Below are 24,239 nucleotides of genomic sequence, written 5' to 3'. Positions count from 1 at the left end.
GCGTGCTGGCTTCGCTTAAAAACCCTGCTCTCATCGTCGTGGACATGCAGAACGATTTCGTGCGCAGGCATGCGCCGATGGAGGTTGCATCCGCGCGCGAAACCATACCTTCGATCGGCAGACTCATTACGGCGTTTCGCGGCAACGGCAAGCCGGTGGTATTCACGCGATATGTTGCCGCCCCCCTGTATCAGGCCCTCGCCGGCAAGCTGACCTGGATCAAGCTGACCGATGCGCCGACCCATGCGTGCGTGCCGGGCTTCATGCGCTCCTACGGCGATGTCGAGGGCATGCGGGATGCTGCGGAGGTGATCGACGAGCTTGCGCCACAGAATGGCGACATCGTGCTGGATAAGATCTATTTCAGCGCCTTTCATGCCACGGATCTTGCCAAGACGCTCAAGCTGCTTGCGGTGGATGGTCTGGTATTCGTCGGCACGGTAGCCGAGATGTGCGTCGAAGATAGCTGCCGTCACGCCGTGCATTTCGGTTATCCCACGATTGTGGTGGAGGATGCTGTTTCTTCCAACCATCCGCCCAGCCGGCAGGCCATGCTCGAGGCTTTCGCACGCAACTACGGCTGGGTCATGACCACGGACCGGGTTCTGGATTCTTTCGCGGTGGGGCAAGCGGGAAGCCAGGTCTTGAACCTATCGCAGCGGTGAAAAATCGGTCGGGATCAGGATTCGGTTTTCCATCGTTTCGATATTCTCGGTGAGCTTGACGGTAAACGCCCGCCACGCGGGATCTTCGGCCAGCCGCTGACGCCGCTCGGCGCGGTCGTTCAGATCGCTATAGCCCCATAGATGCACGACATGGTTGAGAGGTCCGATCTCGGTGCGGAAATAGCCGATCAGGTTGCCCAAGATCGGCTGCTGGATGGCAAGGCCTTCCTCGCTGATAAGCTGCATGTATCTGGCGAGACGGCCGGCCCTTATCTTGTAGATGCGTTCCTCGACAATCATGGCGCGACAGCTCCCATCAGGCGATCACCCGCGACTTTTCCCTGCCCGCTTCCTTCTCGCGCATCGCAAATACGGGCATCACTTCCTTGATGAACAGCGCCAGCGATTTCTTCTGCACTTCAAACGGCAGGTCGAAGGCGAGGCCGAGGCAGAACTGGTCTACGCCCGCCGCTTCATAGACCATCAGCTTTTCGACCACCTCGTCCGGAGTGCCGAAAAGGAGATTGTCGCGGATCGACCGCGGATCGTAGTCGCCGCTGTTGCCAACGGTGTCGTAAGAAACCGCTTCAGGAAAGCCGTTCTTCACCGGGCCGATGTTCTGGAACAGGTTCTCGAAGCTGCGCCCATATTGATAGCTGTAGCGGACCGGCAGTTCCCAGTCCTCGGGACGTTCATACACGCAAGTGCGGCGCAGCATCATGAACCGCGGCCTCGGCACTTCCGGATGATCCTGGACCGCCTTCTTGAACTTGTCGCCGAGAATGCCGACTTCCGCGACCGGCCGCGACAACGGCGTGGAGAGGATGTTGTGGCCATTGCGCACCGCCCAATCGAATGTGCCGGGGTCACGCGCCGCCACCCAGATGGGCGGGTTGGGTTGCTGCAAGGGCTTCGGCACCGAGGTTGCCAGCGGGAAGTGGTAATACTTACCCTCGTGGGCGTAGTCGCCTGCCCATAATTTCTGGACTGCCGGCAGCAGTTCCTGCATGTAGGCGCCGCCTTCCTGTTGCGGGATGCCTCCCGCCATACGGTCAAATTCATACTGATAGGCGCCGCGGGCGATGCCGAATTCCAGCCGCCCTCCCGTCAGGTGATCGCAAAGTGCGGCCTCTCCCGCGAGACGGATCGGGGTCCAGTACGGCGCGACGATGGTGGCGGTGCCAAGCCGGATCTGTTCGGTATGAGCTCCCCACCAGACCAGCAACTGGAACGGGCCGGGCGCGATCGTGAATTCAATCGTGTGATGCTCGGGCGACCAGGCGGTCTCGAAGCCGCCGGCATCGGCCATACGGACCAGTTCCAGCGTCTCAGCCGCCACCTGGCGCATATCCTTGTCCGGACTGAACCTCTCCATGTTCAGGGAAACGGAAAATTTCATGGCAATGACCTTTCGAATATTAGGGAATCGTCGGATGAGGCATCAGCGCAAACGGATTACGAACGGGTCCTGTGTGGCGCCGGAGTAGTCGATGACGACATTCTTCAGGCGGGAGAACTCGCGCATGACCTCGAAACCCCCGCGCTTGCCGTAACCGCTCTCCTTGAACCCGCCGGAGGGCGACATGTAAGCAGCCGAGCGATACGTATTGACCCAGACCGTGCCGGCATCGACGTTGCGCGCAAAGCGCAGCGCCCGGTCGATGTCGCGGGTCCAGACACCCGCCGCCAGCCCATAATGGGTGTCGTTGGCAAGCCCAATCAGTTCGCTTTCATTGTCGAACGGCACGACGCCCACGACCGGGCCGAAAATTTCGTCGCGCATGAAGCGCATGTCGTTGCGCGCATCCGCCAGAACCGTGGGCTCGTAATACCAGCCGCCGGAGAGGTCGTCCCGCCGCGGCCGGTGGCCTCCGGCAACCAGCCGCGCGCCATCGGCGACGCCGTAGTCCACATACTGCTCGACCTTGTCGAGTTGGGCAGCCAGCGCCAGCGGACCGATTTCCGTGTCCTCATCGGTCGGATGGCCGATACGCACGCGCCTGGTACGATCCGCCAGCTTTTCGACGAATGCGGCATAGATGGATTTTTCGACGAAACAGCGCGAGCCTGCGATACAGGTCTGCCCGGCAGCGGCGAACACGCCGGCAACCACGCCGTTCACCGCGCGCTCGATGTCGGTATCGGCGAATACGACATGAGGCGACTTGCCGCCCAGTTCCACCTGGCACGAAACAAGTCGGCTGGCAGCGTTGGCGGCGATGCGGCGGCCGGTTGCCGTACTGCCCGTGAAGGCGATCTTGGCGACATCGGGATGCAAGGTCAGCGCTTCGCCCGCCGTCGCGCCCTTGCCGGTAACGACATTGAAAACGCCAGCCGGGAAGCCCGCTTTTGCAATCAGTTCGGCGAGGGCAAGGGTGGACGCGGAAGTATGCTCTGATGGCTTGACCACAACCGTATTGCCAATTGCCAGGCAGGGTGCGAGCGTGCCGGTCAGCAGCATCAGCGGTGAATTCCACGGCGAGATCATGCCCACCACGCCGATCGGCTCGCGCAGCGTGAAGTTCAGCATATCGAGCTTATTGACCGGTATGGTCTCGCCATGCAGCTTGTCAGCCATTCCGGCGAAATAGAGATAGCTGTCCGGCGCCGCGCGCAGTTGCACACGCATCTCTTTCAGAAGCTTGCCGTTGTCACGCGTCTCGATGGCGGCGAGTTCATCGGCATGTTCCGCGATGAGATCGGCCAACCGGCGCAGCAGCTTGCCGCGATCCGTCTGCGTCAGCCTGCGCCACGCCGGGTCGTGAAACGCTCTTTTGGCTGCCTGCACGGCGGCGTCGACATCATCCGCCCCGGCGTCGGCAACCTCATACCAAGGGGCCGCGTTCGTCGGATCGTAGCTCGGCATGTAGCGGCCGGACCGCGGCGCGACGCGCTCCCCGGCAATGAAAAGATCCTGGCGCGATCCTTCGATCACCTTCAGCGTCAGGCCCATCATCTCATCCCTTCGCGGTTTCTCGGTCGCCAGCCAAGCCGTTAAGCGACCGCCACGGACGCGGGGGGCCGTCTATCATCGCCACCCGGCCGCCATCGCTGGAATCGACGTAGATCCCGAAGCGAGAGTCCGCGCGCTCATGCAGGTAACGGCGCAGCGTTGCGCGTATCTGCCTGATCGGAATGCTGTCCCAAGGCAGCTCTTCATGGGCAAAGAACCTCAGCGACGGCGACAAATCCGGCATTTCGCCGGGTGGGCCCGCGAGCGCGCCACGGTAGACGACATAGCCGGGCTGCTGGTCGGCCACGTCGAAGACCGAATAGAGAAACGCATCGCTGGTGAGCGGCGCAACCACGCCGCCGCCTTCGAAGCTGAGCATGTCGCCCGGCTTACGGTGCGTTGCCGTCGGCAGTTCCCAGCCTCCGGCGCCATCGTCGCGCAGCAGGATGCGGCCGTCATGCTCGACCAGGTAGCCGATGATCATGCGATGGGAAGGCGTCCAGCCAGGCGGCATCGGGTCTTCCACGCAGACATAGCGTCCCCGGCAAAACCCTAGCGGAGCGGCAGGGCTGGTGCCGAAAGCACGCACCCGGCCGATCAGGATCACATGGTCTCCTGCCTCGATACGGTCATGCACCGTGCAGTCGAACCAGGTGAGGCTGTCGGTGAGCACCGGCGAGCCCGTATGCACGGTGGTATGGGCTATCGTCTCGAACTTGGAGAGTGACTTCGAGGCGAAGAGGCTCGCCACCTCCTTCTGGCGGTCGTGCAGAACGTTGACGGCGAAGCCTTCGGCGGTGTTGAACGCCGGAAAGCTGCTGGCGCTCTTTCCTATGCAGACGAGCAGCAGCGGCGGCTCAAGAGAGACTGAGGTGAAGGAATTCGCAGTCATGCCGCGCGGCGAACCATCTTCGTCCCGCGTCGTCACCACCGTGATGCCCGTGACGAAGGTGCCGAACGTTCGCCGCAGTTCCACTGGATCGATCGTGCTCAGCTCTTTTTCCCTCTTGTCCGTCATGCGTCCTGCCTCTCCAGGAGAGAGTGGAAGGATAAAGGGACGTGAGAGAGGGTCTTCCTGCTCTACGCAGGAGAAGCGGCAGTCAGGCTCCTAGGACACGAAGCAGAGACCGCGTCAGACAGGTTGCTCCCGGGCAATGGTCTCGTTGAGGCGTATTGCCAGTTCAAGCGCGAACCGACGTTCGGGTGAATCGATCTCGATGCCAAACAGTTCCTGGATACGGTTCAGGCGGTAGCGAAGCGTTGTAACATGCAATTCCATCGCATCCGCGCAGGCCTGGCTGCGGCAACCGTGCTCCAGAAAGACGGTCAGGGTCCTGATATAGTCCGTTGCATGCGCCTCGTCGTGACGCACGACCGCGCCAATGGCGATATCCACGAACGACCTCACTTCCTTGCTGTCGGCCGCCGAAAGCAGCAGCGGAAAAGGACCGAAGTCCTGGGGCGCAAGCAACCCGGTACGGTTGAAGCGGACGGCAAGACGGATCATGCGCTCGCATTCAAGCCATGCCTGGGGATAGTCGTGAATGCTCGAACAGGTCTTACCCGCCACGATGATCGGCTTGGTACCGATCAGCCACTGCGTTTCCTCGATCAGCTTGCGCACAAACGTCTTGACCACCGTGTCCGCGTCGCGGGGCGCGTCGGGAATGCGGCACAGAATGATCTCGCCCAATGCGGCGGCGGTCGCCTGCGGCGCCAATTGGCCGGCGAGCCGCATGATGGAGCGGTGCAGTTCGGGTATGGTCTTGCCCTTTTCCGGCACAGTTTCCGGGAGGCCGATCGCGACCAGCCTGGCGGTGGCGTTTACGTCAATGCCGAGCCGGCGCGCCCGCGCCGTCAAATCGTCGACGTTGCGCCAGTTGCCGGAAACGATTTCCATGAACAATTCGCTGGAAGTCTGCGATTCCGTCTGGAAGCGTAAATGGCTGCGCATCAACTGGACGCTGAGCGCGAACCGGGCGCTCTGAAGAAGAAGATGATCGAGGTCGCCGAAATTGGCGTCGAGCGAAAACACGATCAGGGCCCCTACCGTCTTGCCATCCACGACCAACGGCTCCACCGCCGCCGGCAGGTTGAGGTGATGGCCGCCGCAGTTCAGGTACAGCTTGCGCATTTCAAGCCCGGCCTGGTCCGAGATATCGCGAGCAAGACGCAGAAACTGGCGGCTCATGCAATCGTCCATCTCCTCGCGCCAGCGGTCGGTGTCGATGAGGTCCGGCTTGGGCGAGCGTCCGGCAACGACCAGGTTGGCAGTCAGATCCACCACCACGATTGCGTTCGGCAGGAAGGTTTCGACCATGGAAGCCGCGGATGCGACAGAACCGTCCGACAGGACCTGGTGCATCAGGGAGGAATGCGCGGCAAGTGCGTTTTGGAGTTGCGCGGCGGCAGCATGTTCCGCCCTTAGCCTGTGCGCCTTGTCCACGGCTATGGCGCCCAGATGGACGATCGTCTGCAGGAATGCGAGATCGGCCGCCGACAGATCGACAACGTCGCGCGACTGCACCGACAAGACCATCGCGCGGTCTTCCATGTCCCGGCAGCCCAGCGGCAAAACCACGACAGTGCGATAGCCGCGCTGGATTGCCTCTTCCCGATAGCCGGGAAATTCGATGCTCTCCTGGGCATCGCGAATGATCACCGGATCATTGCGGGTCAACGCGATGAGGGATGGACTTGTCGCCAGCGTCCAGCGGTTGCGATAGGACTTCGTCAACTGGCTCGGATCATGCCGAGTCACGACCACAGCATTTCCATCCGCCTGATCGATGCTCATCACCGCCGCCATCGACCAGGCATCGTGCTGGCATGCCGCATCGACAAGGTGCTGCAGCGTTGTCTCGAGATCGACGCTGGAATTGATGAGGCTGGTCACGTCGCGCAGGACGCGTGACAGCGGGCGATCCAAAGCGCTCAACAGAACCTCGCTGCTTGCCGGTACTCGATCGTTACATAACCTTCCTGGTCGATGGCGCGCCACAGTCATATTCGTTACCGGCGGCCATGTCGCCGCATGGCCGGCATGGATAGGATCGACCTTGCCGGCTGTTCGCGAAAGGTTTGGCAGGCCTTCAAAGCGACATGATGACCGACTTGGTCTCCGTATAAAGGTTCAGCCCTTCCTGTCCCCGTTCCCTGCCCCAGCCGGATTGCTTGAAGCCGCCGGTGGGTATCGCCGCGTCCACCGAGCCGTGTACGTTGACCCCGATCCGGCCCGCGCGAATTCGCCGTACCATCTTGTGGGCGACGCTCAGGTCCCGCGTCCAGACGCTGCCGGCAAGCCCGAAAATGCTATCGTTCGCCTGCCGTGCGATCTGTTCCAGGTCGTCGTCATCGAAGCTCATGGCGCACAGGACAGGACCGAAAATCTCTTCCTGCACCACAGCCATGTCGGGCCGGGTGTCGGTCAGCACGGTCGGCGCAATGAAGTTGCCTTCATTGCCTATCCGCGTGCCGCCAAACGCCACCGTTGCACCGGCGCTCCTGCCCTGCTCGATATAGCCCATCACGCGGTCGCACTGGACCGGGGAAATGACCGGCCCCATCTGGACGCCTTCGCTGAGGCCATGACCGACCCGGATATTCCCCGCCCGCTGGCCGATCCCATCCACGATCTGGTCGAACACCTTCTTATGGGCGAACAGCCGCGATCCCGCGGTGCAGACCTGGCCGCTGTTGGCAAAAATGCCCTGCGTGACACCGGGAATGGCAACCGACATGTCAGCATCGGGAAAGACGATGACGGGCGACTTCCCTCCCAGTTCGAGCGACACTTTCTTCAAATTGCCCGCGGCAGCCTTGACGATGATGCGGCCGACCTCGCTGGAACCCGTAAAGGCAACCTTGTCGATCTGGGGGTGCGAGGCGATCGCGGCACCCGCCGTCGGGCCAAAACCGGTCACGATATTGATCACGCCAGCGGGAATGCCGGCCTCCTGGACCAGTTCACCGAAGCGCAGCGCCGTCAGCGGCGTCTGCTCCGCCGGCTTGAGCACGATCGTGCAGCCGGTGGCCAGCGCCGGAGCTACTTTCCAGGCCAGCATGAGCAGTGGCGCATTCCACGGAATGATCTGCCCGACGACGCCGACCGGCTCGCGCACCGTGAAGGCATGGTATTTGTCCGGCGCGGAGATCGAAATGGTTTCCCCTGTTATCTTGGTCGCCCAGCCCGCCATGTAGCGGAACATATCCACGCTGAGCGCGACGTCGGAATTCCGGGCATTGGCAAGCGGCTTGCCGTTGTTGAGAACCTCCAGTTCGGCCAGTTCATCGGCGTTCTGTTCCAGCAGATCCGCCAGTTTCCAGATGAGACGTCCACGTTCGCTGGGCGTGATGCGGCTCCATGGGCCTTCTTCAAAAGCCCGCCGCGCAGCTTTGACGGCATCGTCGATGTCGGCGGCGTCGCCCTCCGGAACCTGCGCGATTATGCGCCCCGTGCCCGGATCATATGTGTCGAAAATTTTCCCGGACTGGGCCGGCACCCATTTTCCATCGATAAGGAGTTTTTTCTCCTGGCGTAAAAAGGACGCCGCCTTCTCTCCAATTCGGAACTGATCAGCATGTGTGTTCATCGAATTCTCCATAGGTATCGGGAAGCGCCTTGCCCGGATTCGTTCAAGGGCGTCCATCTGAAGCGCCCTCGTTAAAGCTTGTCACTCGATCACGAAGTGGTCGGGTCCGACCGCGCGAGGCTGCCGCTTCGGCGGAATGAAATCGAGCGGCCGCACGGGAGACGGCAATTCCGTCACTGGCTTGCCGATCAAGCGGTGCCTGTCCGCGGCCGGCTCCGGGTTCGGCACCGCTGCCATCAGCCTCTGGGTATAGGGATGTTTCGGGTTCCCTATCACCTCGCGGCTGGGCCCGATCTCCACGATCTCGCCAAGATACATGACCGCCACACGGTGGCTGACACGTTCGACAATGGCCATGTCGTGACTGATGAAGAGGTAGGACAGCCGCAGGTCCTCCTGCAACTCAAGCAGCAGGTCGATCACCTGCGCCTTGACCGAAACGTCGAGCGCCGAGACGGCCTCGTCGGCTATGATGACCTTCGGGTCGAGCATCAGGGTCCGCGCAATGCAGATTCTCTGGCGCTGCCCGCCGGAAAACTCGTGCGGAAGACGGGTGATCATCGACGGTTCGAGGCCGACACGCTCCAGAAGGTGTTTGGCCTTGTCCAGGGCCTCGGCCCTGGTCGCCAACCCATGGCATAGCAGGGGCTCAGCCAGGATCGCACCGACGTTTTGCTTCGGGTCCAGGGAACTGAACGGATCCTGGAAGATCATCTGCACGTTGCGCCGCAGATCCGAAAGATCGGACCTGTTGTCGCGCCGCACCGTGCGGCCGTCGAAGACCACCTCGCCGGAATCCGGAGGATTGAGAAACAGGATGCTGCGTCCGGTCGTCGACTTGCCGCAGCCGGACTCGCCAACCAGCGACAGCGTTTCTCCAGGCATGATGTCGAAGCTCAGACCCTCGACGGCATGGAGACGCCCCACCTTGCGACGCATCGCCCCGCCACGCACGTCGAACCGGGTTACCAGCTTGCGCACGCTCAAAACCGGCTTCGGCACAGCATCCTTGACGGGCGCGCGGTAGGAGCGGGCCACGCCTTGCCCCAGGCGGGGGACCGCGTCGATCAGCATCCTCGTATAGTCCTCGCGCGGACGCTCGAAAACGTCCTTTACTGCTCCCGTCTCCACCACGCGTCCCTTGTGCATGACCATGACGCGGTCGGCGATGTTGGCCACTACGCCCATGTCATGCGTGATGAACAGGATCGCGGTGCCGGTATCGCGCTGGACCTCGTTCAGGAGATCGAGGATTTGCGCCTGTATCGTCACGTCGAGCGCTGTCGTCGGCTCATCGGCGATAAGCAGCTTCGGCGAGCACGCCAATGCGATGGCGATCATGATCCGCTGCCGCATCCCCCCGGAGAACATGTGAGGATAGTCATTGAACCGCCGCCGCGCGTCAGGAATGCGAACGCGGTCGAAAAGCCGGATGCCCTCCTCCCGCGCCTCGGCATCGCTCAAGGGTCGATGCTGGCGCAGCATTTCCTTGATCTGGGTGCTGACCTGCAGAACCGGGTTCAGGCTCATCATCGGTTCTTGGAAGATCATGCTGGCAATGCCGCCACGCACCCGCCGCAATGTCGATGTCGACGCGCCCACCACTTGCTGGCCATCCACGATGACCGAACCGGTCACTTGGGTATTGCCGGAAAGCAGTCCCATGATCGTCATGGAGGTGACGCTCTTGCCGGACCCCGACTCGCCGACAAGCGCCAGCGTCTCGCCAGCATGGATGGCCAGATCGACGTCATGCACCACCTGATGCTTGCCGAAAGCGACGTTGAGGCCTTTTACCTCGACCACTGGATCGGATTTCCGTTCACTCATGAGCTTGGCGCCGGTGCAACAGTGAAGCCCGCCTGCGAGCGAGAGCGCTCCGAAGTTGGAGCCCAGGTGAGCATTTCGAGCGCGTACAGCGCATCCAGCGTCTCGCGCGACAGGGGAATGCCCTTCTGGTGCGCCACGGCGATCTTTTCCCAAGGCCGAACGGCAACGTGCCCGGACGCCTTCAGCTCAGGCCTGCGGGTGCTGACCATGAGAAGCGCGCAGCCCGGCGTCAGCCCGGCGGCGTCGATCGATTGCAGAACCGCCGTGTCCTCACCGAGGAGCGCCGCCAGGGCATCCCGGCCCCGGCCCGAATAAAGCACACCCCGTGGGTCCGGTTCAGCCAACAGCCAGTCGAAGGTTCCATCCCTGGCGATGATGCCGATAGAGGAGAGATTGTAGTCCATCGCACCAACCAGCGTGGCCGGAACAAGCGACAGCTCGGTCGCCGACGATATCCGGCACATTTCCCATTTGGCGCCGCCTGCATGCGCGGCGAGAGCATCGATCGCGGCAGGTCCCGTTTCCAGAAATGAAACGCCGGCGGCGTCCAGCATCGTGAGTCCGTTCGACTTCCGATAGCGGAAGCCATGGGAGGGCCGCGGTCCCGCCTGGCGAATTTCATCCAGAATAGCCGGATCGAGCGCCGCACCTGTTGCAACGAGATGAGCGCCCCGGTCAGCGGTTCCGAACGCGTAGCCCAGCGCCCTAAGCGACCACGGCAGGACGCGGGTCAGTTCGGAATAGGCAACAAACATGGTCGTGCTCACAGGGCGACCTCATTCTCATGCTTGCGAACCCGGGAACCCGGCTTGTCAGGCTCGAGGAATTCCGAAGGCAGCGGCTGGTCTTGGAAGAAAGTCCCCCGCACATAGCGGATGCTGAGCGGCGTCGAGCCGCGAATGCCCAGCGACGCAAGGAAAAACCGTATGAGATCGGCGGGGACGAAATCGCGATGCGCGAGCGGATCGCGTATTTCCGCATAGGGCAGGCCATCCAGATATTGCACGCGCGAAATGGCGTAGTGCAGGTCCGGATGGTCGAGAACGACGTCGCCGGCGCGCTCCTTGTCACCGCGGCTGACCAGCACCGCCGCCAGCCTCTGGATCAGTCCGATATGATCGATGAAGGATTCGAAACGCTCGTGCGGGTCGATGACCCGCTCGCCGCGCCTTTGTTCGCCATTATCGATCGAATGGTACCAGAAGTGCTGATGGGTTTCGGCAAGCGTGCGGTCGGCGGTGAGAGCCCAGACGTAGTTCCTGCGCAGGATCTCGCGCAATTCAGCGACTGTCATTGCTGGCTGCAATTGCCGCTTGCGGGCTGCGCCCATCTGGAAATAGGGCGCGATGGCGTCACAAAAGTCCGGTACCACGTCGAGAAGTACGCTATGGAACTGCTCACTGGTCTCGCCATCCATGACTTCTGCGACGTGCGCAGCAACGTCGCCCCAGCACTGGAACCGTCCTTCGCGCAGGCTTGCCGATATGCGTGTCAGGTTCTCGATGATGGTTTCGTTGGCCATCACATAGTCCTGCGTCTGTGGGTCGGTCTGCGCATAGATGCGGATGGTGCTCTCTATCGAGCCGCGGACAACCGAAATGCTTCCCGTATCGACCGGCAGGCTTTTTGCGTAGCCAAGCGCCGCCTCGCGCACGGTCACCCAGGTGGCGACCCAATGCGGCCAGCGCTGGAGGGCAACGCACATGCCCTGGCCTGAGGAGTTGCCTATTCCAAGCCCGCGCGCGATCGAAATGTCGAGCTGCGCTGCGTCCGGATTGCGCCGCCGCGCGACGGCATTGACGAGATCGATGGAGACGAGCCGCACCAGGTAGATGGCGAAGATATCCGCAAAGAATGGGTGCGCCAGCGGATGCCCCTCGGGAATGCCCGGATAGGAAACCGTGCCGTTGCGGCCGCTGCTTTGAAAGCCACCGTTCCGCATGAGATAGGCGATGCCAAGCTCCGGAGCGGGCTGTTCGCCGCGGGACAGGGCTTCGACAGCGGCGTCGAAATGCCGGCTGCTGCGATTGGCCGGGGTCCAGCCGACCACATCCGAATCCGTACGCATCTGGCCTTCGGCCTTGATGTCGAACGTTTCAAATTCCCGCTCGATACGCTGTTGGCTGGCAAGGTTGACGAAGAGCGCGCCGAACATGTCACGGTCCGCGCCATCGGAGCGGCGTCCGACTTTTTCGATTCCGTCCCATGGATATGCTCGGGCAATATAGGAGAAGGAATGGCCCTCCGCGTCGATCCGGTAGACGAATCTCGCCGCGCCGTCATCGCCGCATTCCGCCGAGATCATCCTTATCTGCCAGCGTTCGCGAACGATCCTGCGCAACAACATGTCGGCAAAACTGACGCGCGAAGCCTTGAAGCAGCGAAGGTTCTCCACACGCATCAGAACATCCGCCGGCCGCATCCATCGCCGCGCTTTCAGGGCACCTTCCCGGCCCGCAAACTCCTGCAGGCGTTGTTCTATGAATGCCGGCAGCGGCGGTTCGATCTGGTCAGACGTCATTTCCCTGTTCCAATCAGCGATCATTGCGGGACGCGGCCTCATTCATGCTCGACCCGACAAGATAAAATGTGAAAACGGTAAGGGCGACGGCAGCGCCCGGCCCCAGGCTGAGCAGCGGCAGGATCGGCAGGAACATCGAACCGTCGCGTACCATGCCGCCCCAATCCGGAGCCGGCGGAGGAACGCCCAGCCCCAGGAAGCTGAGGCTTGCGGAGGTGAAGATCGCGAAGGCCACATTGATTGCGAACTGCGCCCACACCACGCGCATCGTGTTTGGCATGATATGATGGCGGATGATCCAGAAAGAGCTTGCGCCGGTGGCGCGCGCAGCTTCCACGAAGACCATTTCCCGGACGACGAAGACCTGACCCCGAACCAGCCGGGCGACCGTCGGCGCGGTGACGACACCCAGTGTCACCGCCAGATTGACCACCGATGGCCCGAGCATCGCGGTGATGATCAATGCGAGAACGAGCCCCGGCAAGGCGATGAAAATGTCGATGATCTGGACGAGGAAGAAATCGATCCAGCCACGGAAAAATCCGGCGATCAGGCCAATGGGGGCGCCGATCAGCACAGCCACGATGGCCGCCGAAGCACCCACCTGCAGTGAAACCCTTGTTCCGTAAATGACGCGCGACAGCACGTCCCGGCCAAGTTGATCCGTGCCAAGGATGTTTTCAGCCGAAGGCGGCCCGAGGACGTTCACCGTCGTGGCGGTCGGGTGCAGGGGCGCGATCAAGGGCGCGAACACCGCGATCAAAGTGATGATCACCAGAAGCGTCAGGCCAAGGACCAATCGGAATGGAAGTTTTCTCATTGGATGCTAAGCCGATGTTCGCACGAGCGGATTGACGAGGCTGTAGGTCACGTCCGCCACAAGGTTGAGGATCATCACGCCGACGATGATCACCATTCCAACCGACAGCATGACAGGAAAATCCCGGGACGAGATCGCTTCGACCAGAAGCCGGCCCATGCCCGGCATCGAAAAGACGGTTTCGGTGACGACCGCGCCGCCAACCAGTTGCCCAAGCGAAAGACCGGCATAGGTGATCAAGGGCAATATGCTGTTGGGCAGAATGTGCCGGTAGGAAATGCGCGCCTCGGACAGCCCCTTCGAACGCGCGGCCTGGATGTAGAGGCTGCCTTTCACCGACTGGTATTCGGCTTTGTAGACGAGCGTGAAGGAGCTGAAATAGAAGGTCGTAAGCGTGATGACGGGCAGGATCATGTGGATGAGATGCTGCCCAGCGCCCCGTGACCACGGCGACCATCCGGTCGTCGGCAGCCAGCGGAGCTGAACCGAAAACAGGTAGATCAGCAGCAGTCCGAGAAAGAAATTCGGTACGGTGATGCCGACGATGCTGACGGCGGCGGTGAGCCGGTCCACCAGCTTTTTCATGAACGTCGCCGAATTGATCAGCGTGGCGCCCAGGAAAGCGATGAGGATTGCCCAGGATGCCAGCTCAAGCGTTAGAGGAAGGGCATCCGCGATCATTTGCGCGACAGGCTGTTGGGTGGAATAAGACCGGCCCAGGTCGCCCGACAATGCGGCGCTAATCCAGTTCCAGTAACGCGACAGGATGGGCTGGTCGAAGCCTAGCTTCGCGTTGAGTTCGGCGATCGATTGGGGGGATGCGTTCTCGCCCAGCATGATCGCCGCCGGCGTCCCCAGAAAGGACGTCACCGACGTGAACAGCAGAAACGTCAGAACGATAACGTTCGGAACCATGATCGCTATGCGGGAAAGTACAAGCGCAAGCATGCCGGCCTCAGTTCATCGCGAAGGATTGAAGAAACGCCTCCGGAGCGCCCGTCTCGCAAAGCGGGCGGTTGGGGCACATCCGATGGGCGATGGTCATAGTGGCGATCAAGTTCCTCTACCGGTTTCAGGCGGGACCAGGTCCACCTGCGCCAGAAGCCGCGGCGCGGCGCGCCGCGGCAATGCCTGAAGATCAGGCCTGCGTTTTCCAGACGTAACGGAACCGCGGGATTTCGTCCGGCATCGGAGCGAACCCTTTGACGGTGTTGCGCATGGCGTTGAATTCGACGCTGAACCCGACGGGCATGTAAGGCAGATCGGCAGAAATCTGACGCTGGATCTTTTCGTACAATTCCTTGCGGCGCGCCTGATCGGAAATTACCCGCGCTTCATCGATCCATTTGTCCACTTGGTCATTCTTGTAGCCCGTGGAGTTCGCGGTGCCTTTGCTGGAGAAGAGATAGTGGATAAGGCCGTCGGGATCCGCCCGTTGCGTCCAGCGCATCGGCGTGAAGCGTATCTCGCCTGAGACCGCCTTTGCGTAGTAGTCGCTTTGGGGGACCGGCTCGAGCTCAATGTTGAGGCCGATCGCGTCGAGGTCTTCCTTGGCAAGTTCGGCGAAGCGTCGCAGCGTATCGCCGCTTGGCGCCGCAAGCTTGATGGTGGTGCCCTTCAGGCCGGAATCAGCCACGATCTTGCGCGCCTTTTCCGGATCGTATTCGTAGTGCACCAGATCGGTTGGGGTCCACCACAGCCCGTCTGGCGTGAAGCTGTCGGAAATCTTGCCTTGCCCGGCCCATATGATCTGGTTGATGCGGTCGCGGTTGAGGCCATGCGCGATGGCCTGGCGCAGTTCCGGCTTGTTATATGGCTCGGCGTCCCACCGCCACTGGTAGGAATACCAGACGCCACCCTTCGACGGCACAAGCTCGATGTCCGGGCTGGCCTTGGAAAGGCGCGTATCTAGCGGATCAAGCTGGCTTATGAAATCCAGTTCACCGATGGCCATGCGCTGAATGCCGACGACGTTCGTCGGAATGTCATGGAACGTGATGCCGTCGAGATATGGCATTCCCTTCTGCCAATAGCTGTCGTTCTTGGTGAGCGCTATGCGTGACCCGCGCACCCATTCGCCGAAAACGAACGGACCGGTCCCGACAGGATTGGAACCGACATCGCTGCCGTATTTCTTGGCCGCAGTTGGCGAAGCCATCAGCCCTGCGCGGTCGGCAAACAGCGCCAGCAGGGGCGGATAAGGTTCCTTCATGTCGATGGCGACGGTGAATTCGTCGAGCACTTCGACATTCTTGACGCCTTCCAGCAACTTGAGCTGCGATGAGTTGCCTTTCGGATCGAGACGCGCATCAAGGTTCCATTTCACGGCCTCGGCGTTGAACGGTGTGCCGTCATGGAACTTCACGCCTTCCTGCAGCTTCAGGACCACGCGCTTGCCGTCGTCCGAAAACTCCCAGCTTTTCGCCAGGGCAGGCTTGAGGGAAAAGTCCGCCTCGGTTTCGAGAAGCGTATCGAATATCAGGAAAAGGATCTGCCGCTCGGTCCATTGCGACGACTGAAGCGGGTCGAGCGTGCGGACGTCGCTGATGAAGCCGACGTTGAGCGTGCCGCCGGTGACCGGCTGGGTATCTTGAGCCAGCGCTGCCACCGGCAAAGAGGCCACGATTGCGAAGCCGCTGACGGCGGCCATAAATTGTCTTCTATCCATGACAAATCCTCCGTTGGTTCAGTTCCCGATATTATCGGCATTGCCGTTATTGACCTCCGGGCAAGGACCCGGAGGCTTGCGCGTTATTTGCTCTCGGCTGGCAGCGGCCGGCCGGCCTGATCGACTCCCATGATCCGCATGTCGTTGAACCGATCGCCGATGCGATGGTGCGGACGCCCGCCGCTCGCGGCGCCCAAGGCGATGACGATCTCGTCATGGGCAGGCGCGTCGGGAATGGTGAATTCCACGGTCAGAAAATGAGCGCGGCTCCCCTTCCTCTCGGCGTCCTTGTGGGTCAAGGGAACGGTGAGCGCAGTGCCGGCGCCGGCACGCTTGTTCGTGAACGGGAGAAAGGAATCGCCGCCGGCGGCGATGCGGAAGACATTGCCGAAATGCAGCGTGTGGATCAGGCCGGCCGCGTGTTCGACTTCGCCGTCCGTCCCGGTCACCGCGCACTTTCCAAACGCTTCTATCCGGTCCGGACCGCCCATGATCGCCACCAGGCGAGGCACGAGGGTATCCGTGAGAGCCTTGGCGTGCTCCATGATGTGCGGCTGCAGGTCCTCGACGAATGCCGATCCTGCCCAGGGATTACGGATTACCGCCGCGCAGGCGGCCATGCGAAGCGGAACCGGCGCGACGCGCCCCCCTTCGATAAGCGTGTCCTCGACGAAATCGACGATCTTGCGGATCAGGACCCCAGTCATTTTTTCACTCCGCCGGCTGCGACTTCGGCAAGCACGCGGTTGGCGATGCGATGGCATTCGACGCCGACAGGAACGCCGCAATAGATCGTGAGATGGGTTATCAATGCGTCCAGCTCATCCCGGGTGACCCCGTTGCGAAGGGCGCCACGAAAATGCAGTTCCCACTCATGCATGCGGTTGAGCGCGGCAATCATGACGATGTTCAGCATGCTGCGGGTCCTGGCATCCAGCCTGTCGTCGCCCCAGGCCGCCCCCCAGCAATATTCTGTGATAAACGACTGAAAACCCTTGGAAAACTCCGTCGCCTTGCTCAGCGAGTTTTCAACATATTCGCTGCCGAGCGTCGCCTTGCGCCGCTCCAGCCCACGCTCAAATAGCGTCTCGTTCATTCGTCTTCCCTTCATTTTCAGCGTGGACGCAAAAGGAACTCGCGGACATGATCGGACACCAGCTTGGATGCCTCGACCAGGACGCTGTGCTTCAGGCCGGCCAGAATGCGTAATTCCGAATCGGGGATCAGCCGGCGCATCGTCTCGGCCATCCGGACATTCGACCCCTGATCGAATTCGCCCGTCATCACCAGCGTTGGCTGCCTGATCTCGGGAAGCCGATCCACCAGTTCGGTAAGGCCGAACACCCGATACGCCTCCAGGTAAGACGGCACGTGGACAGCCTTGAGCTCGGCAATTCGCCGCTCGATTACATCGGGATGGCGCTCGGCGAATTCCTTGGTGAACCAGCGGTCGTGCGCAGCACCAACGACTGCGTCCATACCGCCGTCGCGGATCATCTGCAGGCGCGCTACAACCTTCTCACGTTCGGCGGGGGTGCGCCCCGCAACTGCGGAAAGAAGCACGACGCGCTCAAACCGGTCCGGATAGGAACAGGCCAGTTCTTGCGCGATCAAGCCCCCCAATGAAAAGCCGACCAGATGGGCTTTGCGCACGCCGGCATCGTCCATCACCCGAACGATATCGGCGGCAAATTTCTCGACGGAATATTCCGAGTCGATGTGCGCGGACTGACCATGACCGCGCAGGTCGGAACGAATAATGTCGAAGCTGCCCTCCAGTTCGCTGCTGACGTCGTCCCAGCTTTGCAGATTGGCGCCGACACCGTGCACCAGCACGAGAGGATGCCCCTTACCGCTTCTCTCATAGGCGATGAGATCGTCTTTGGTGCGCATCGGCGCCATCCCAGGTCCCTCGTTCGAACTCGATTTTTTTGGTATACCGACAGACAGGCATATGGTCAACCGTATTTGAATCGGCTACTTGTGATGAAAGAGTCGAACGCGTAGCTGTCATGAAAGGAACGACGGGAGAGGACGCCGCGATGCATGAATGGACTGACTGGTCGATTGCGGATTCGCCGACATTGCGCGAGCAGACCGTTGTCACGCTGCGCGAGGCGTTGTTCAACGAAGTGTTCAAGCCGGGTGACAAGCTGGTCGAACGGAAGCTCGCCGAGCAGACCGGCGTAAGCCGCACAAGCATTCGGGAAGCGCTGAGCCAGCTTGAGTCCGAAGGGCTTGTGACTCGGGTAGCCGGCAAGGGCATGTTCGTGACCCGCTTGTCGGAACGGGAAGTCCGGCAGATCTACGAGGCCCGCGCAATCCTGGAATCGGCCATGGCGCGCCTGTTTGTCGAACGGGCCAGCCAGGAACAAATGGACGAATTGGCGCGGCGTATTTCGGAAGCAGGCGAAACCGACACCTCCGAGCTTGCCAGGCAGCATGCTGAGAAGCTCGACGCGGTGTGGGACATCATCATGCAAGGCGCAGGCAACGACATCACGAGGCAAATGACCTTTCTCCTGCATGGCCGCGTCACCTATCTGCGCACCGTCACCACCCGCGTCGCCTCGGCTGAACGGCGCAGGAATACGATGGCCTTGCTCCACGGCATTTTCGACGCGCTGCGCGCGCGCGATGCCGACCTCGCCGAAAGGCTCACGCGCGGGTATGTCGAAAGATCCGCGGCTTTCGCGCTGTCGCTGCTGCGGGACTCTGGGCAGAACGCCAAATCCTCATCACGCAAGCAACGGATCGACACATGAACTATGTCAGGCTCGGCAAGAGCAATCTGAAGGTATCCCGGCTATGCCTCGGCGCGATGGGATTCGGATCCGCGGGATGGCGGGCCTGGGTGCTCGATGAGAAGGCGTCGGCGCCGATCGTTGCGCGCGCCCTCGACCACGGTATCAACTTCTTCGACACCTGCGACTTCTATTCGGCTGGCGAGAGTGAACGCATTCTCGGCCAGATACTCGTTCTCCAGCAGCCGCGCGACAGCTTCGTCATCGCCACCAAGGCGGGAAACCCTATGGCTGCGCATTGCAACGGCCGCGGCTACTCCAGAAAGCACCTGTTCAAGGCAATCGACGATTCGTTGGTCCGCCTTGGAACCGATCACGTGGACCTCTTCCAGACGCATATCTGGGACAAGGACGCCGACCTCGACGAACTGGTCGATGCCATGGCAGATATCGTGCGCGCCGGAAAGGCGCTCTATGTCGGCGTCACGACGATGCCCGGCTGGACACTCGCAAAATGCCGTGCGGCTGCCAGCGCACGCGACCTTCCGGCATTCATCTCGATGCAATGCGAATACAATCCCGCTCACCGGGAGTGCGAGCGGGAACTGCTTGCCTACTGCCGCCACGATGATGTTGCCCTGATACCGTTCAGCCCCATCGCGCGCGGCTTCCTTGCCGCGGATCGCCGCGATCCCGGCCAGCAGACGGCGCGCACGAAAAGCGACGACTATACGCAGAAATATTACCACCGCGACGGCGACCACGCCGTGCGCGAAGCCGTCGCTGCCGTTGCCGCCGACATCGGAAAGACACCGGCGCAGGTGGCTCTCGCCTGGACATTGGCGCGCCCCGGCATTACCGCGCCCATCTTCGGAGCGACCTCGACAGACCATGTCGACGAGGCAGTCGCGGCATTGGACATAGTGCTTACGCCCGAACATATCGACCGCATTGACGGGGCCTACGAGCCACGGCCGCTGAACGCCTCAGGCCACTGAATGAAGCACAATGCTTGCGGTAAGCTGATATGCTTGTGAAATTGCACTCGTTCGCGCAGGTTTCAAAGGAGCAAATCCGCCGTGTATGATCTGCGAGTCCATGCTCCGCCGCGCCTGTACACGCAGGTGGCCGATACCATCCGCAACGCCATCGTCGTCGGAGAACTGGCGCCGGGAGAGCGGCTGGTGGAGCGCACGCTTTGCGAGCGCATGGGCGTTTCGCGGACGTCGCTCAGGGAAGCGATGCGCGAGCTCGAGAACGAGGGCCTGGTCACGAACCTGCCCAACCGGGGGCTTATCGTCTCTGTCGTCGATCCCAAGATCGCGAAGGACATTTTTGACCTTCGCGAGGCGCTGGAGGCGCTTGTATGCAGGTTGTTTTGCGAGAATGCGACTGACGATCATATCACGCGTTGCAGGGGCGTGTATGACGAGCTGATGGAAGCTTATCGCGTCGGTGTGCCGCGCGAAATGATTGCCGCAAAAACCCGATTTTACGACGTCTTGATAGCGGGCGCGAACAATTCCGAGGCGGAACGGATGCTTCGCAGCATCCATATGCGGGCCTCACAGTTGCGCATGATTTCTCTTTCCGATGCAGAGCGGCGAAAGGCATCTCAGGAGGAGCTGGCGGCCCTGCTCGACGCCCTGGTGAACCGCAGGGCATCGGATGCCGAGCGGCTTGCGAAAAAGCATGTACGCAAAGCCGCCCAATTCGCGCTCGGGATGATCGAACAGCTTGAAAACCAATCCGTCAGCTGATCGGCGGCGCTTGAAAGCGCGAGACGCCGCCCGTCCGCCGTTACCCGCGGCGATGGTGACGGAGAATTATGTCGTGGCGGGCGGCATCCGTACGCGCTATTTCGAAGCTGGCAGCGGACCGACCGTGATCCTTCTGCACGGCTCGTCACTGGCAATCGATGCCTGGTCCACCTGGCACAACACCATCCCGGCACTCGCGCATGACTTCCGGGTGCTGGCGCCCGATCTGGTCGGCTTCGGTCTCTCGGATGCGCCGGTAGACGGGAAACACGTTCCCCGCCTCGAAAGGCGGCATCACGTTTCAGCCTTCATCGAAGCGCTCGGCATTACCCGATGCGCGCTGGTCGGCCATTCCGAAGGCGGTTTCATCGCGGCAATGCTCGCCGTTGAAAACCCGGGTCTGGTCGATAAGGTGGTCGTCGTGAGCAGCGGTGCGACCTCTCCGCGCCTCGGCGGAAATGAGGACCACGCTTGGCAGGCAGCAGCGGCAGCAGCGTATAATGTGCTCGATGGATGCGATACCGAGGAAGACTTTCTGCGCACCAATGCAAGGCTAAGCATGAAGAATCCGCCGGAGTTCGTGGAGCTGCTGAAAAAGAACTACCGCCTGGCCTGCGAGTCCGGTCAGCTGGAGCGCTTCAGGCAGGCTGCCCGGAAAAAGGACGACACCGAATATACCCAGATCCAGGAGGACCACCTCCTTCCGCATTTGCCTACCATGCAGGCCAAGCTGTTCATAGCCTGGTCGGGCTGCGATGAAACCGTGCCGGTGGCGCGCGGCATCAAGCTGCTGGAACGCGCGCCGCAAGCCGACATGCACATTTTCGCCAATGCCGCTCACATGGTCATGATCGATCGCCCACGCGAATTCAATGGAGTTGTCCGGGACTGGCTTGGCAGTTAGCGCCAGTCCAAGCCGTCCAGCTTATGACCCACAGCAAGTCGTCCCAAGAGGGCCACCATGCCGCCCCCGGCCTACCGTCAGGCAACGCCGGATGCCAGAGCGACGGCTCGCGCTCACGGCCTTGCCATCCGGGTAGGACACCAGGTCGAGCTACATGCCAGTGGCGCGCCCCGGTCTCGTCAAGGTCGAAGACGTAGTCGCGCGTAACCGCCGAAGAGTTCCCATTGCCGTGTCGAACAACGGCCGTACGCCCGAGAACGCATGCAGCAAGTCCTGGCGGCGCAGCATCTCTTTGAAGTAGCGGTTCACGGCCGCGATCAAATATTCGATCTCGGTCTGGTCGATCTGCACTGGTTCGACAGCACCCTCATAGGCGCCGAAATCCGAGGTGCGGCGACGGTCGCGATTTTTGTCTTGATATTTTTATCAAGCTGTGAAATTTTTTTCATTCGAAAGCTGGAGGAAGTTTTCCGCCCCTCAGAACGCCCGGACAATGGGCATCGGACGGAGAACACGATGGGAGGTTCAATATGCCGGTCCAAGCCGTTTCAACCGAGTGAGCCTTTCATGCAGGAGGACGCCGCGTCCTGGACCTAAAAATCCGACGTCGTCGTCACACCTTCACATGCAGGGGAAAGAATGCGTCCGCCTTCAGGCGCTTCTTTCGACACGACGAGATCAACGCCGCAAGACGTGGCAAAGGTTCCAGAACGTCCGATGACGCGAATAGTGCAGATTTCCGATACCCATCTCAGCCCGGGCAAGCGGCATTTCCTTGCCAATAGCCAGCCACTCCTCGACTGGCTGAAGGAAAGCGAAGCCGACCTCGTTATCCATACAGGCGACGTCACCGTGGATGGCGCCGATGTCGAGGAGGACATGCGCTATTGCGCCGAGGTGATGGACTCCATCGGACTGCCCTATCTCGCCGTGCCGGGCAATCACGACGTGGGCGAGCCCAAGCATCCCTACCAGCCAGTCAACGCAGAACGCCTGGCCCGCTGGCGACGTCATTTCGGGCCCGACTGGTGGCATCGCGACATCGAGGGCTGGCGCCTGATCGGACTCGATTCGATGCTGTTCGGCAGCGACGAGCCGGCCGAAACGGAGCAGATGGCGTGGCTGGAGAGCGCAATGCGCGAGGCCTCCGGACGCCGGATCGGATGGTTCACCCATCGCCCGCTCTTCATCGGCGAGCCGACCGAAGGCGACGTCGGGTACTGGGCGCCCACTCCCGAGCCTCGCGCGCAACTGCTCGACATGGTGCGCCGCTACGACGTGGCCTTCGTGGCCAGCGGCCACCTGCACAAACTCTACGATCGTCAACTCGGCGGCGTCCGGTACCTGTGGGGGCCGTCCTCCGGCTTCCTCGTCGAGGCGCACTTGCAACCGGAAGACATGGCCGGAGAAGCCACCTTGGGCGTGCTCGTCTACGATTTTTCCGGGTCCGATTTCACCGTGCGGCCTCATGAAATTCCGGGCCTCACACCCTTTTTCATCGGTGATGTCGTGCATGAGGTCTATCCACCGAGATAGCGCCTCGACCCAATTGTTCGCGAAACGGAGCAACCCCCAGTGGCTGCAGTGGAAATAAAGAACCTTTCGAAGTCCTTCGGAGCCCACCAGGTTCTCAAAGACATCAACCTGTCCATCAACGATGGCGAGTTCCTGACGCTTGTCGGCCCCTCCGGCTGCGGGAAGTCGACGCTGATCCGCATCATCGCCGGCCTCGAGCCGCAAACCTCGGGCTCGATCCTCGTCGATGGCGCGCCGATCGATCACCTGAGGCCGCATGAGCGGCGCATCGCAATGGTGTTCCAGAGCTACGCGCTCTACCCGCATATGTCCGTCTTCAACAACATGGCGCTGCCCCTGACGATGACCGGGCTTAGCCTCTACGAGCGCCTGCCGATCGTCCGCCTACTCTCGTCCCGGCGCCGCAAGGTGATGCAGGAGATCGGCAAGCAGGTCAGGGGCATCGCGGCGCAACTTCAGATCGAACCCCTTTTAGAGCGCAAGCCCGCCCAGCTCTCCGGCGGCCAGCGTCAGCGCGTCGCGCTCGGTCGCGCCATGGTGCGCCAGCCCGCCGCTTTCCTGATGGACGAGCCACTTTCTAACCTCGACGCCAAGCTGCGCGTCCACATGCGTAGCGAGCTGGCCGAGCTCCACCAGAGACTCGGCGCGACATTCGTCTACGTCACGCACGACCAGGTCGAGGCGATGACCATGTCGAGCCGGGTCGCCATGATGGAAGGCGGAGACATCCTTCAACTCGGCACGCCCGACGAACTCTACGACAGGCCGGCCAACATCCAGGTCGCCCAGTTCATCGGCAGCCCGACGATCAACCTGATTCCCGCGACGGTGGGGGTCGGTGGGCGGCTGGAATTGCTCGGAAAGCCTCTGCCGATCGGCACCGCCCTCCCCGCCGGAGAGAACGCGACGATCGGCGTCCGCCCGGAAATGATCCTGCCCGGCGCGGTCTCGGGCCAGTCGGCGGACCAGGTCCCGCTTCCGGCGAAGCTGCGGCGCAGCGAGCATCTCGGCTCCGAGAAGATCCTGCATTTCGACGTTACCTCGCTTCCCGGAACCTTGGTGACCTCGCGCATAGGCGCGGGCGTGCCGGACAGTGAGGTCGAGAACACCGAACTCATGTTCCATCCCTCAGCCTGCCATGTCTTCGATGCCGCCGGAAACCGCGTGGCCCCCCAAGTTTCCCAGGACGCGGCCACCGCCGCCAAGGGAAAGCTGCGCCTCGCAGAGGGAGCGCGCGCATCATGAG

The 24,239-nt window shown here is 61.6% G+C and carries 22 protein-coding genes and 1 pseudogene; 7 read left to right on the top strand and 16 right to left on the bottom strand.

The window, feature by feature from the left end; genetic code table 11:
• Positions 1-2: 2 nt before the first annotated feature.
• On the top strand, positions 3-665 hold the full coding sequence (locus LB533_RS18370) for a cysteine hydrolase family protein (RefSeq protein ID WP_140643012.1): 663 nt from the start codon (positions 3-5) through the stop codon (positions 663-665).
• Here the strand turns inward: LB533_RS18370 and LB533_RS18365 are convergent.
• The 15 genes from LB533_RS18365 to LB533_RS18295 all read right to left on the bottom strand — a co-directional run bounded on the left by LB533_RS18365 (position 651) and on the right by LB533_RS18295 (position 17,942).
• Positions 651-965, bottom strand: coding sequence for an NIPSNAP family protein (locus LB533_RS18365; protein WP_140498490.1), 315 nt, complete (start codon positions 963-965; stop codon positions 651-653). The genes LB533_RS18370 and LB533_RS18365 overlap by 15 nt on opposite strands.
• A 16-nt stretch (positions 966-981) precedes the next feature.
• Positions 982-2,064 carry an LLM class flavin-dependent oxidoreductase gene (locus tag LB533_RS18360; protein WP_140643014.1) on the bottom strand — a complete coding sequence of 361 codons (1,083 nt, stop codon included), beginning with the start codon at positions 2,062-2,064 and terminating at the stop codon, positions 982-984.
• 42 nt (positions 2,065-2,106) lie between these two features.
• The gene (locus tag LB533_RS18355; protein WP_140643083.1) at positions 2,107-3,618 is read right to left on the bottom strand and encodes an aldehyde dehydrogenase; all 1,512 of its coding nucleotides are present in this window, start codon (positions 3,616-3,618) and stop codon (positions 2,107-2,109) included.
• Between the two features lie 4 nt (positions 3,619-3,622).
• Positions 3,623-4,636 (bottom strand): flavin reductase, encoded by a 1,014-nt coding sequence (locus LB533_RS18350; protein WP_140643016.1) that lies wholly within the window; start codon positions 4,634-4,636, stop codon positions 3,623-3,625.
• A 114-nt stretch (positions 4,637-4,750) separates the two neighbouring features.
• Positions 4,751-6,625 carry a helix-turn-helix domain-containing protein gene (locus LB533_RS18345; protein ID WP_140498493.1) on the bottom strand — a complete coding sequence of 625 codons (1,875 nt, stop codon included), beginning with the start codon at positions 6,623-6,625 and terminating at the stop codon, positions 4,751-4,753.
• A gap of 85 nt (positions 6,626-6,710) precedes the next feature.
• A complete protein-coding gene (locus tag LB533_RS18340) occupies positions 6,711-8,210 on the bottom strand; it encodes an aldehyde dehydrogenase family protein (protein WP_140643018.1) in 1,500 nt (499 codons plus the stop codon).
• Positions 8,211-8,291: 81 nt separating this feature from the next.
• Positions 8,292-10,040 carry an ABC transporter ATP-binding protein gene (locus LB533_RS18335; RefSeq protein ID WP_140643020.1) on the bottom strand — a complete coding sequence of 583 codons (1,749 nt, stop codon included), beginning with the start codon at positions 10,038-10,040 and terminating at the stop codon, positions 8,292-8,294.
• Positions 10,037-10,807, bottom strand: a complete 771-nt coding sequence (locus tag LB533_RS18330; protein ID WP_224677884.1) for a hypothetical protein — start codon at positions 10,805-10,807, stop codon at positions 10,037-10,039. The genes LB533_RS18335 and LB533_RS18330 overlap by 4 nt, the downstream gene beginning before the upstream one ends.
• A complete protein-coding gene (locus LB533_RS18325; RefSeq protein WP_224677883.1) occupies positions 10,804-12,561 on the bottom strand; it encodes a hypothetical protein in 1,758 nt (585 codons plus the stop codon). Before LB533_RS18325 ends, LB533_RS18330 begins: the two co-directional genes overlap by 4 nt.
• A 13-nt stretch (positions 12,562-12,574) precedes the next feature.
• On the bottom strand, positions 12,575-13,207 hold the full coding sequence (locus LB533_RS18320; RefSeq protein ID WP_224677882.1) for an ABC transporter permease: 633 nt from the start codon (positions 13,205-13,207) through the stop codon (positions 12,575-12,577).
• A 180-nt stretch (positions 13,208-13,387) separates the two neighbouring features.
• Positions 13,388-14,329, bottom strand: coding sequence for an ABC transporter permease (locus LB533_RS18315; protein WP_140513435.1), 942 nt, complete (start codon positions 14,327-14,329; stop codon positions 13,388-13,390).
• A 190-nt stretch (positions 14,330-14,519) separates the two neighbouring features.
• Complete coding sequence (locus tag LB533_RS18310) at positions 14,520-16,031, bottom strand: ABC transporter substrate-binding protein (RefSeq protein WP_224677881.1); 1,512 nt, start codon at positions 16,029-16,031, stop codon at positions 14,520-14,522.
• 101 nt (positions 16,032-16,132) lie between these two features.
• A complete protein-coding gene (locus LB533_RS18305) occupies positions 16,133-16,756 on the bottom strand; it encodes an amino acid synthesis family protein (protein WP_224677880.1) in 624 nt (207 codons plus the stop codon).
• Complete coding sequence (locus tag LB533_RS18300; protein WP_140643032.1) at positions 16,753-17,145, bottom strand: carboxymuconolactone decarboxylase family protein; 393 nt, start codon at positions 17,143-17,145, stop codon at positions 16,753-16,755. The genes LB533_RS18305 and LB533_RS18300 overlap by 4 nt, the downstream gene beginning before the upstream one ends.
• Before the next feature lie 17 nt (positions 17,146-17,162).
• Positions 17,163-17,942: an alpha/beta fold hydrolase gene (locus LB533_RS18295; protein WP_181169511.1), complete on the bottom strand. Its 780-nt coding sequence runs from the start codon at positions 17,940-17,942 to the stop codon at positions 17,163-17,165.
• Positions 17,943-18,091: 149 nt separating this feature from the next.
• Between LB533_RS18295 and LB533_RS18290 the strand changes: the two genes are divergently transcribed.
• From LB533_RS18290 to LB533_RS18275, 4 genes are all read left to right on the top strand, one after another.
• Entirely contained in the window at positions 18,092-18,814 is a 723-nt protein-coding gene (locus LB533_RS18290) for a GntR family transcriptional regulator (protein ID WP_181169513.1), read from the top strand.
• Positions 18,811-19,791 (top strand): aldo/keto reductase, encoded by a 981-nt coding sequence (locus tag LB533_RS18285; protein ID WP_140643037.1) that lies wholly within the window; start codon positions 18,811-18,813, stop codon positions 19,789-19,791. Before LB533_RS18290 ends, LB533_RS18285 begins: the two co-directional genes overlap by 4 nt.
• A gap of 81 nt (positions 19,792-19,872) precedes the next feature.
• The gene (locus LB533_RS18280) at positions 19,873-20,553 is read left to right on the top strand and encodes a GntR family transcriptional regulator (protein WP_224677879.1); all 681 of its coding nucleotides are present in this window, start codon (positions 19,873-19,875) and stop codon (positions 20,551-20,553) included.
• Entirely contained in the window at positions 20,531-21,457 is a 927-nt protein-coding gene (locus LB533_RS18275) for an alpha/beta fold hydrolase (RefSeq protein WP_224677878.1), read from the top strand. Before LB533_RS18280 ends, LB533_RS18275 begins: the two co-directional genes overlap by 23 nt.
• Before the next feature lie 169 nt (positions 21,458-21,626).
• Here LB533_RS18275 and LB533_RS18270 read toward each other — a convergent pair.
• Positions 21,627-21,832, bottom strand: a pseudogene (locus tag LB533_RS18270) (glycerol-3-phosphate dehydrogenase); the annotation flags it as partial.
• 354 nt (positions 21,833-22,186) lie between these two features.
• Here LB533_RS18270 and LB533_RS18265 point away from each other — a divergent pair.
• Positions 22,187-22,993 (top strand): metallophosphoesterase family protein, encoded by an 807-nt coding sequence (locus tag LB533_RS18265; RefSeq protein WP_318012455.1) that lies wholly within the window; start codon positions 22,187-22,189, stop codon positions 22,991-22,993.
• A gap of 39 nt (positions 22,994-23,032) precedes the next feature.
• On the top strand, positions 23,033-24,238 hold the full coding sequence (locus LB533_RS18260) for an ABC transporter ATP-binding protein (protein WP_224677876.1): 1,206 nt from the start codon (positions 23,033-23,035) through the stop codon (positions 24,236-24,238).
• Position 24,239: the final 1 nt, after the last annotated feature.

Origin of the sequence: Mesorhizobium sp. BR1-1-13 (assembly GCF_020165515.1) — a bacterium.
Taxonomy (GTDB): domain Bacteria; phylum Pseudomonadota; class Alphaproteobacteria; order Rhizobiales; family Rhizobiaceae; genus Mesorhizobium.
Note: the sequence above shows the minus strand (reverse complement) of the source record. Positions and strands in the feature narration are given on the sequence as shown.

Excerpts from the sequence above, each read along its gene's own strand:
- LB533_RS18365 (WP_140498490.1), bottom strand. The coding sequence starts at position 965 with ATGATTGTCGAGGAACGCATCTACAAGATAAGGGCCGGCCGTCTCGCC.
- LB533_RS18360 (WP_140643014.1), bottom strand. The coding sequence starts at position 2,064 with ATGAAATTTTCCGTTTCCCTGAACATGGAGAGGTTCAGTCCGGACAAG.
- LB533_RS18355 (WP_140643083.1), bottom strand. The coding sequence starts at position 3,618 with ATGGGCCTGACGCTGAAGGTGATCGAAGGATCGCGCCAGGATCTTTTC.
- LB533_RS18350 (WP_140643016.1), bottom strand. The coding sequence starts at position 4,636 with ATGACGGACAAGAGGGAAAAAGAGCTGAGCACGATCGATCCAGTGGAA.
- LB533_RS18345 (WP_140498493.1), bottom strand. The coding sequence starts at position 6,625 with ATGACTGTGGCGCGCCATCGACCAGGAAGGTTATGTAACGATCGAGTA.
- LB533_RS18340 (WP_140643018.1), bottom strand. The coding sequence starts at position 8,210 with ATGAACACACATGCTGATCAGTTCCGAATTGGAGAGAAGGCGGCGTCC.
- LB533_RS18335 (WP_140643020.1), bottom strand. The coding sequence starts at position 10,040 with ATGAGTGAACGGAAATCCGATCCAGTGGTCGAGGTAAAAGGCCTCAAC.
- LB533_RS18325 (WP_224677883.1), bottom strand. The coding sequence starts at position 12,561 with ATGACGTCTGACCAGATCGAACCGCCGCTGCCGGCATTCATAGAACAA.
- LB533_RS18315 (WP_140513435.1), bottom strand. The coding sequence starts at position 14,329 with ATGCTTGCGCTTGTACTTTCCCGCATAGCGATCATGGTTCCGAACGTT.
- LB533_RS18310 (WP_224677881.1), bottom strand. The coding sequence starts at position 16,031 with ATGGCCGCCGTCAGCGGCTTCGCAATCGTGGCCTCTTTGCCGGTGGCA.
- LB533_RS18305 (WP_224677880.1), bottom strand. The coding sequence starts at position 16,756 with ATGACTGGGGTCCTGATCCGCAAGATCGTCGATTTCGTCGAGGACACG.
- LB533_RS18300 (WP_140643032.1), bottom strand. The coding sequence starts at position 17,145 with ATGAACGAGACGCTATTTGAGCGTGGGCTGGAGCGGCGCAAGGCGACG.
- LB533_RS18295 (WP_181169511.1), bottom strand. The coding sequence starts at position 17,942 with ATGCGCACCAAAGACGATCTCATCGCCTATGAGAGAAGCGGTAAGGGG.
- LB533_RS18290 (WP_181169513.1), top strand. The coding sequence starts at position 18,092 with ATGCATGAATGGACTGACTGGTCGATTGCGGATTCGCCGACATTGCGC.
- LB533_RS18285 (WP_140643037.1), top strand. The coding sequence starts at position 18,811 with ATGAACTATGTCAGGCTCGGCAAGAGCAATCTGAAGGTATCCCGGCTA.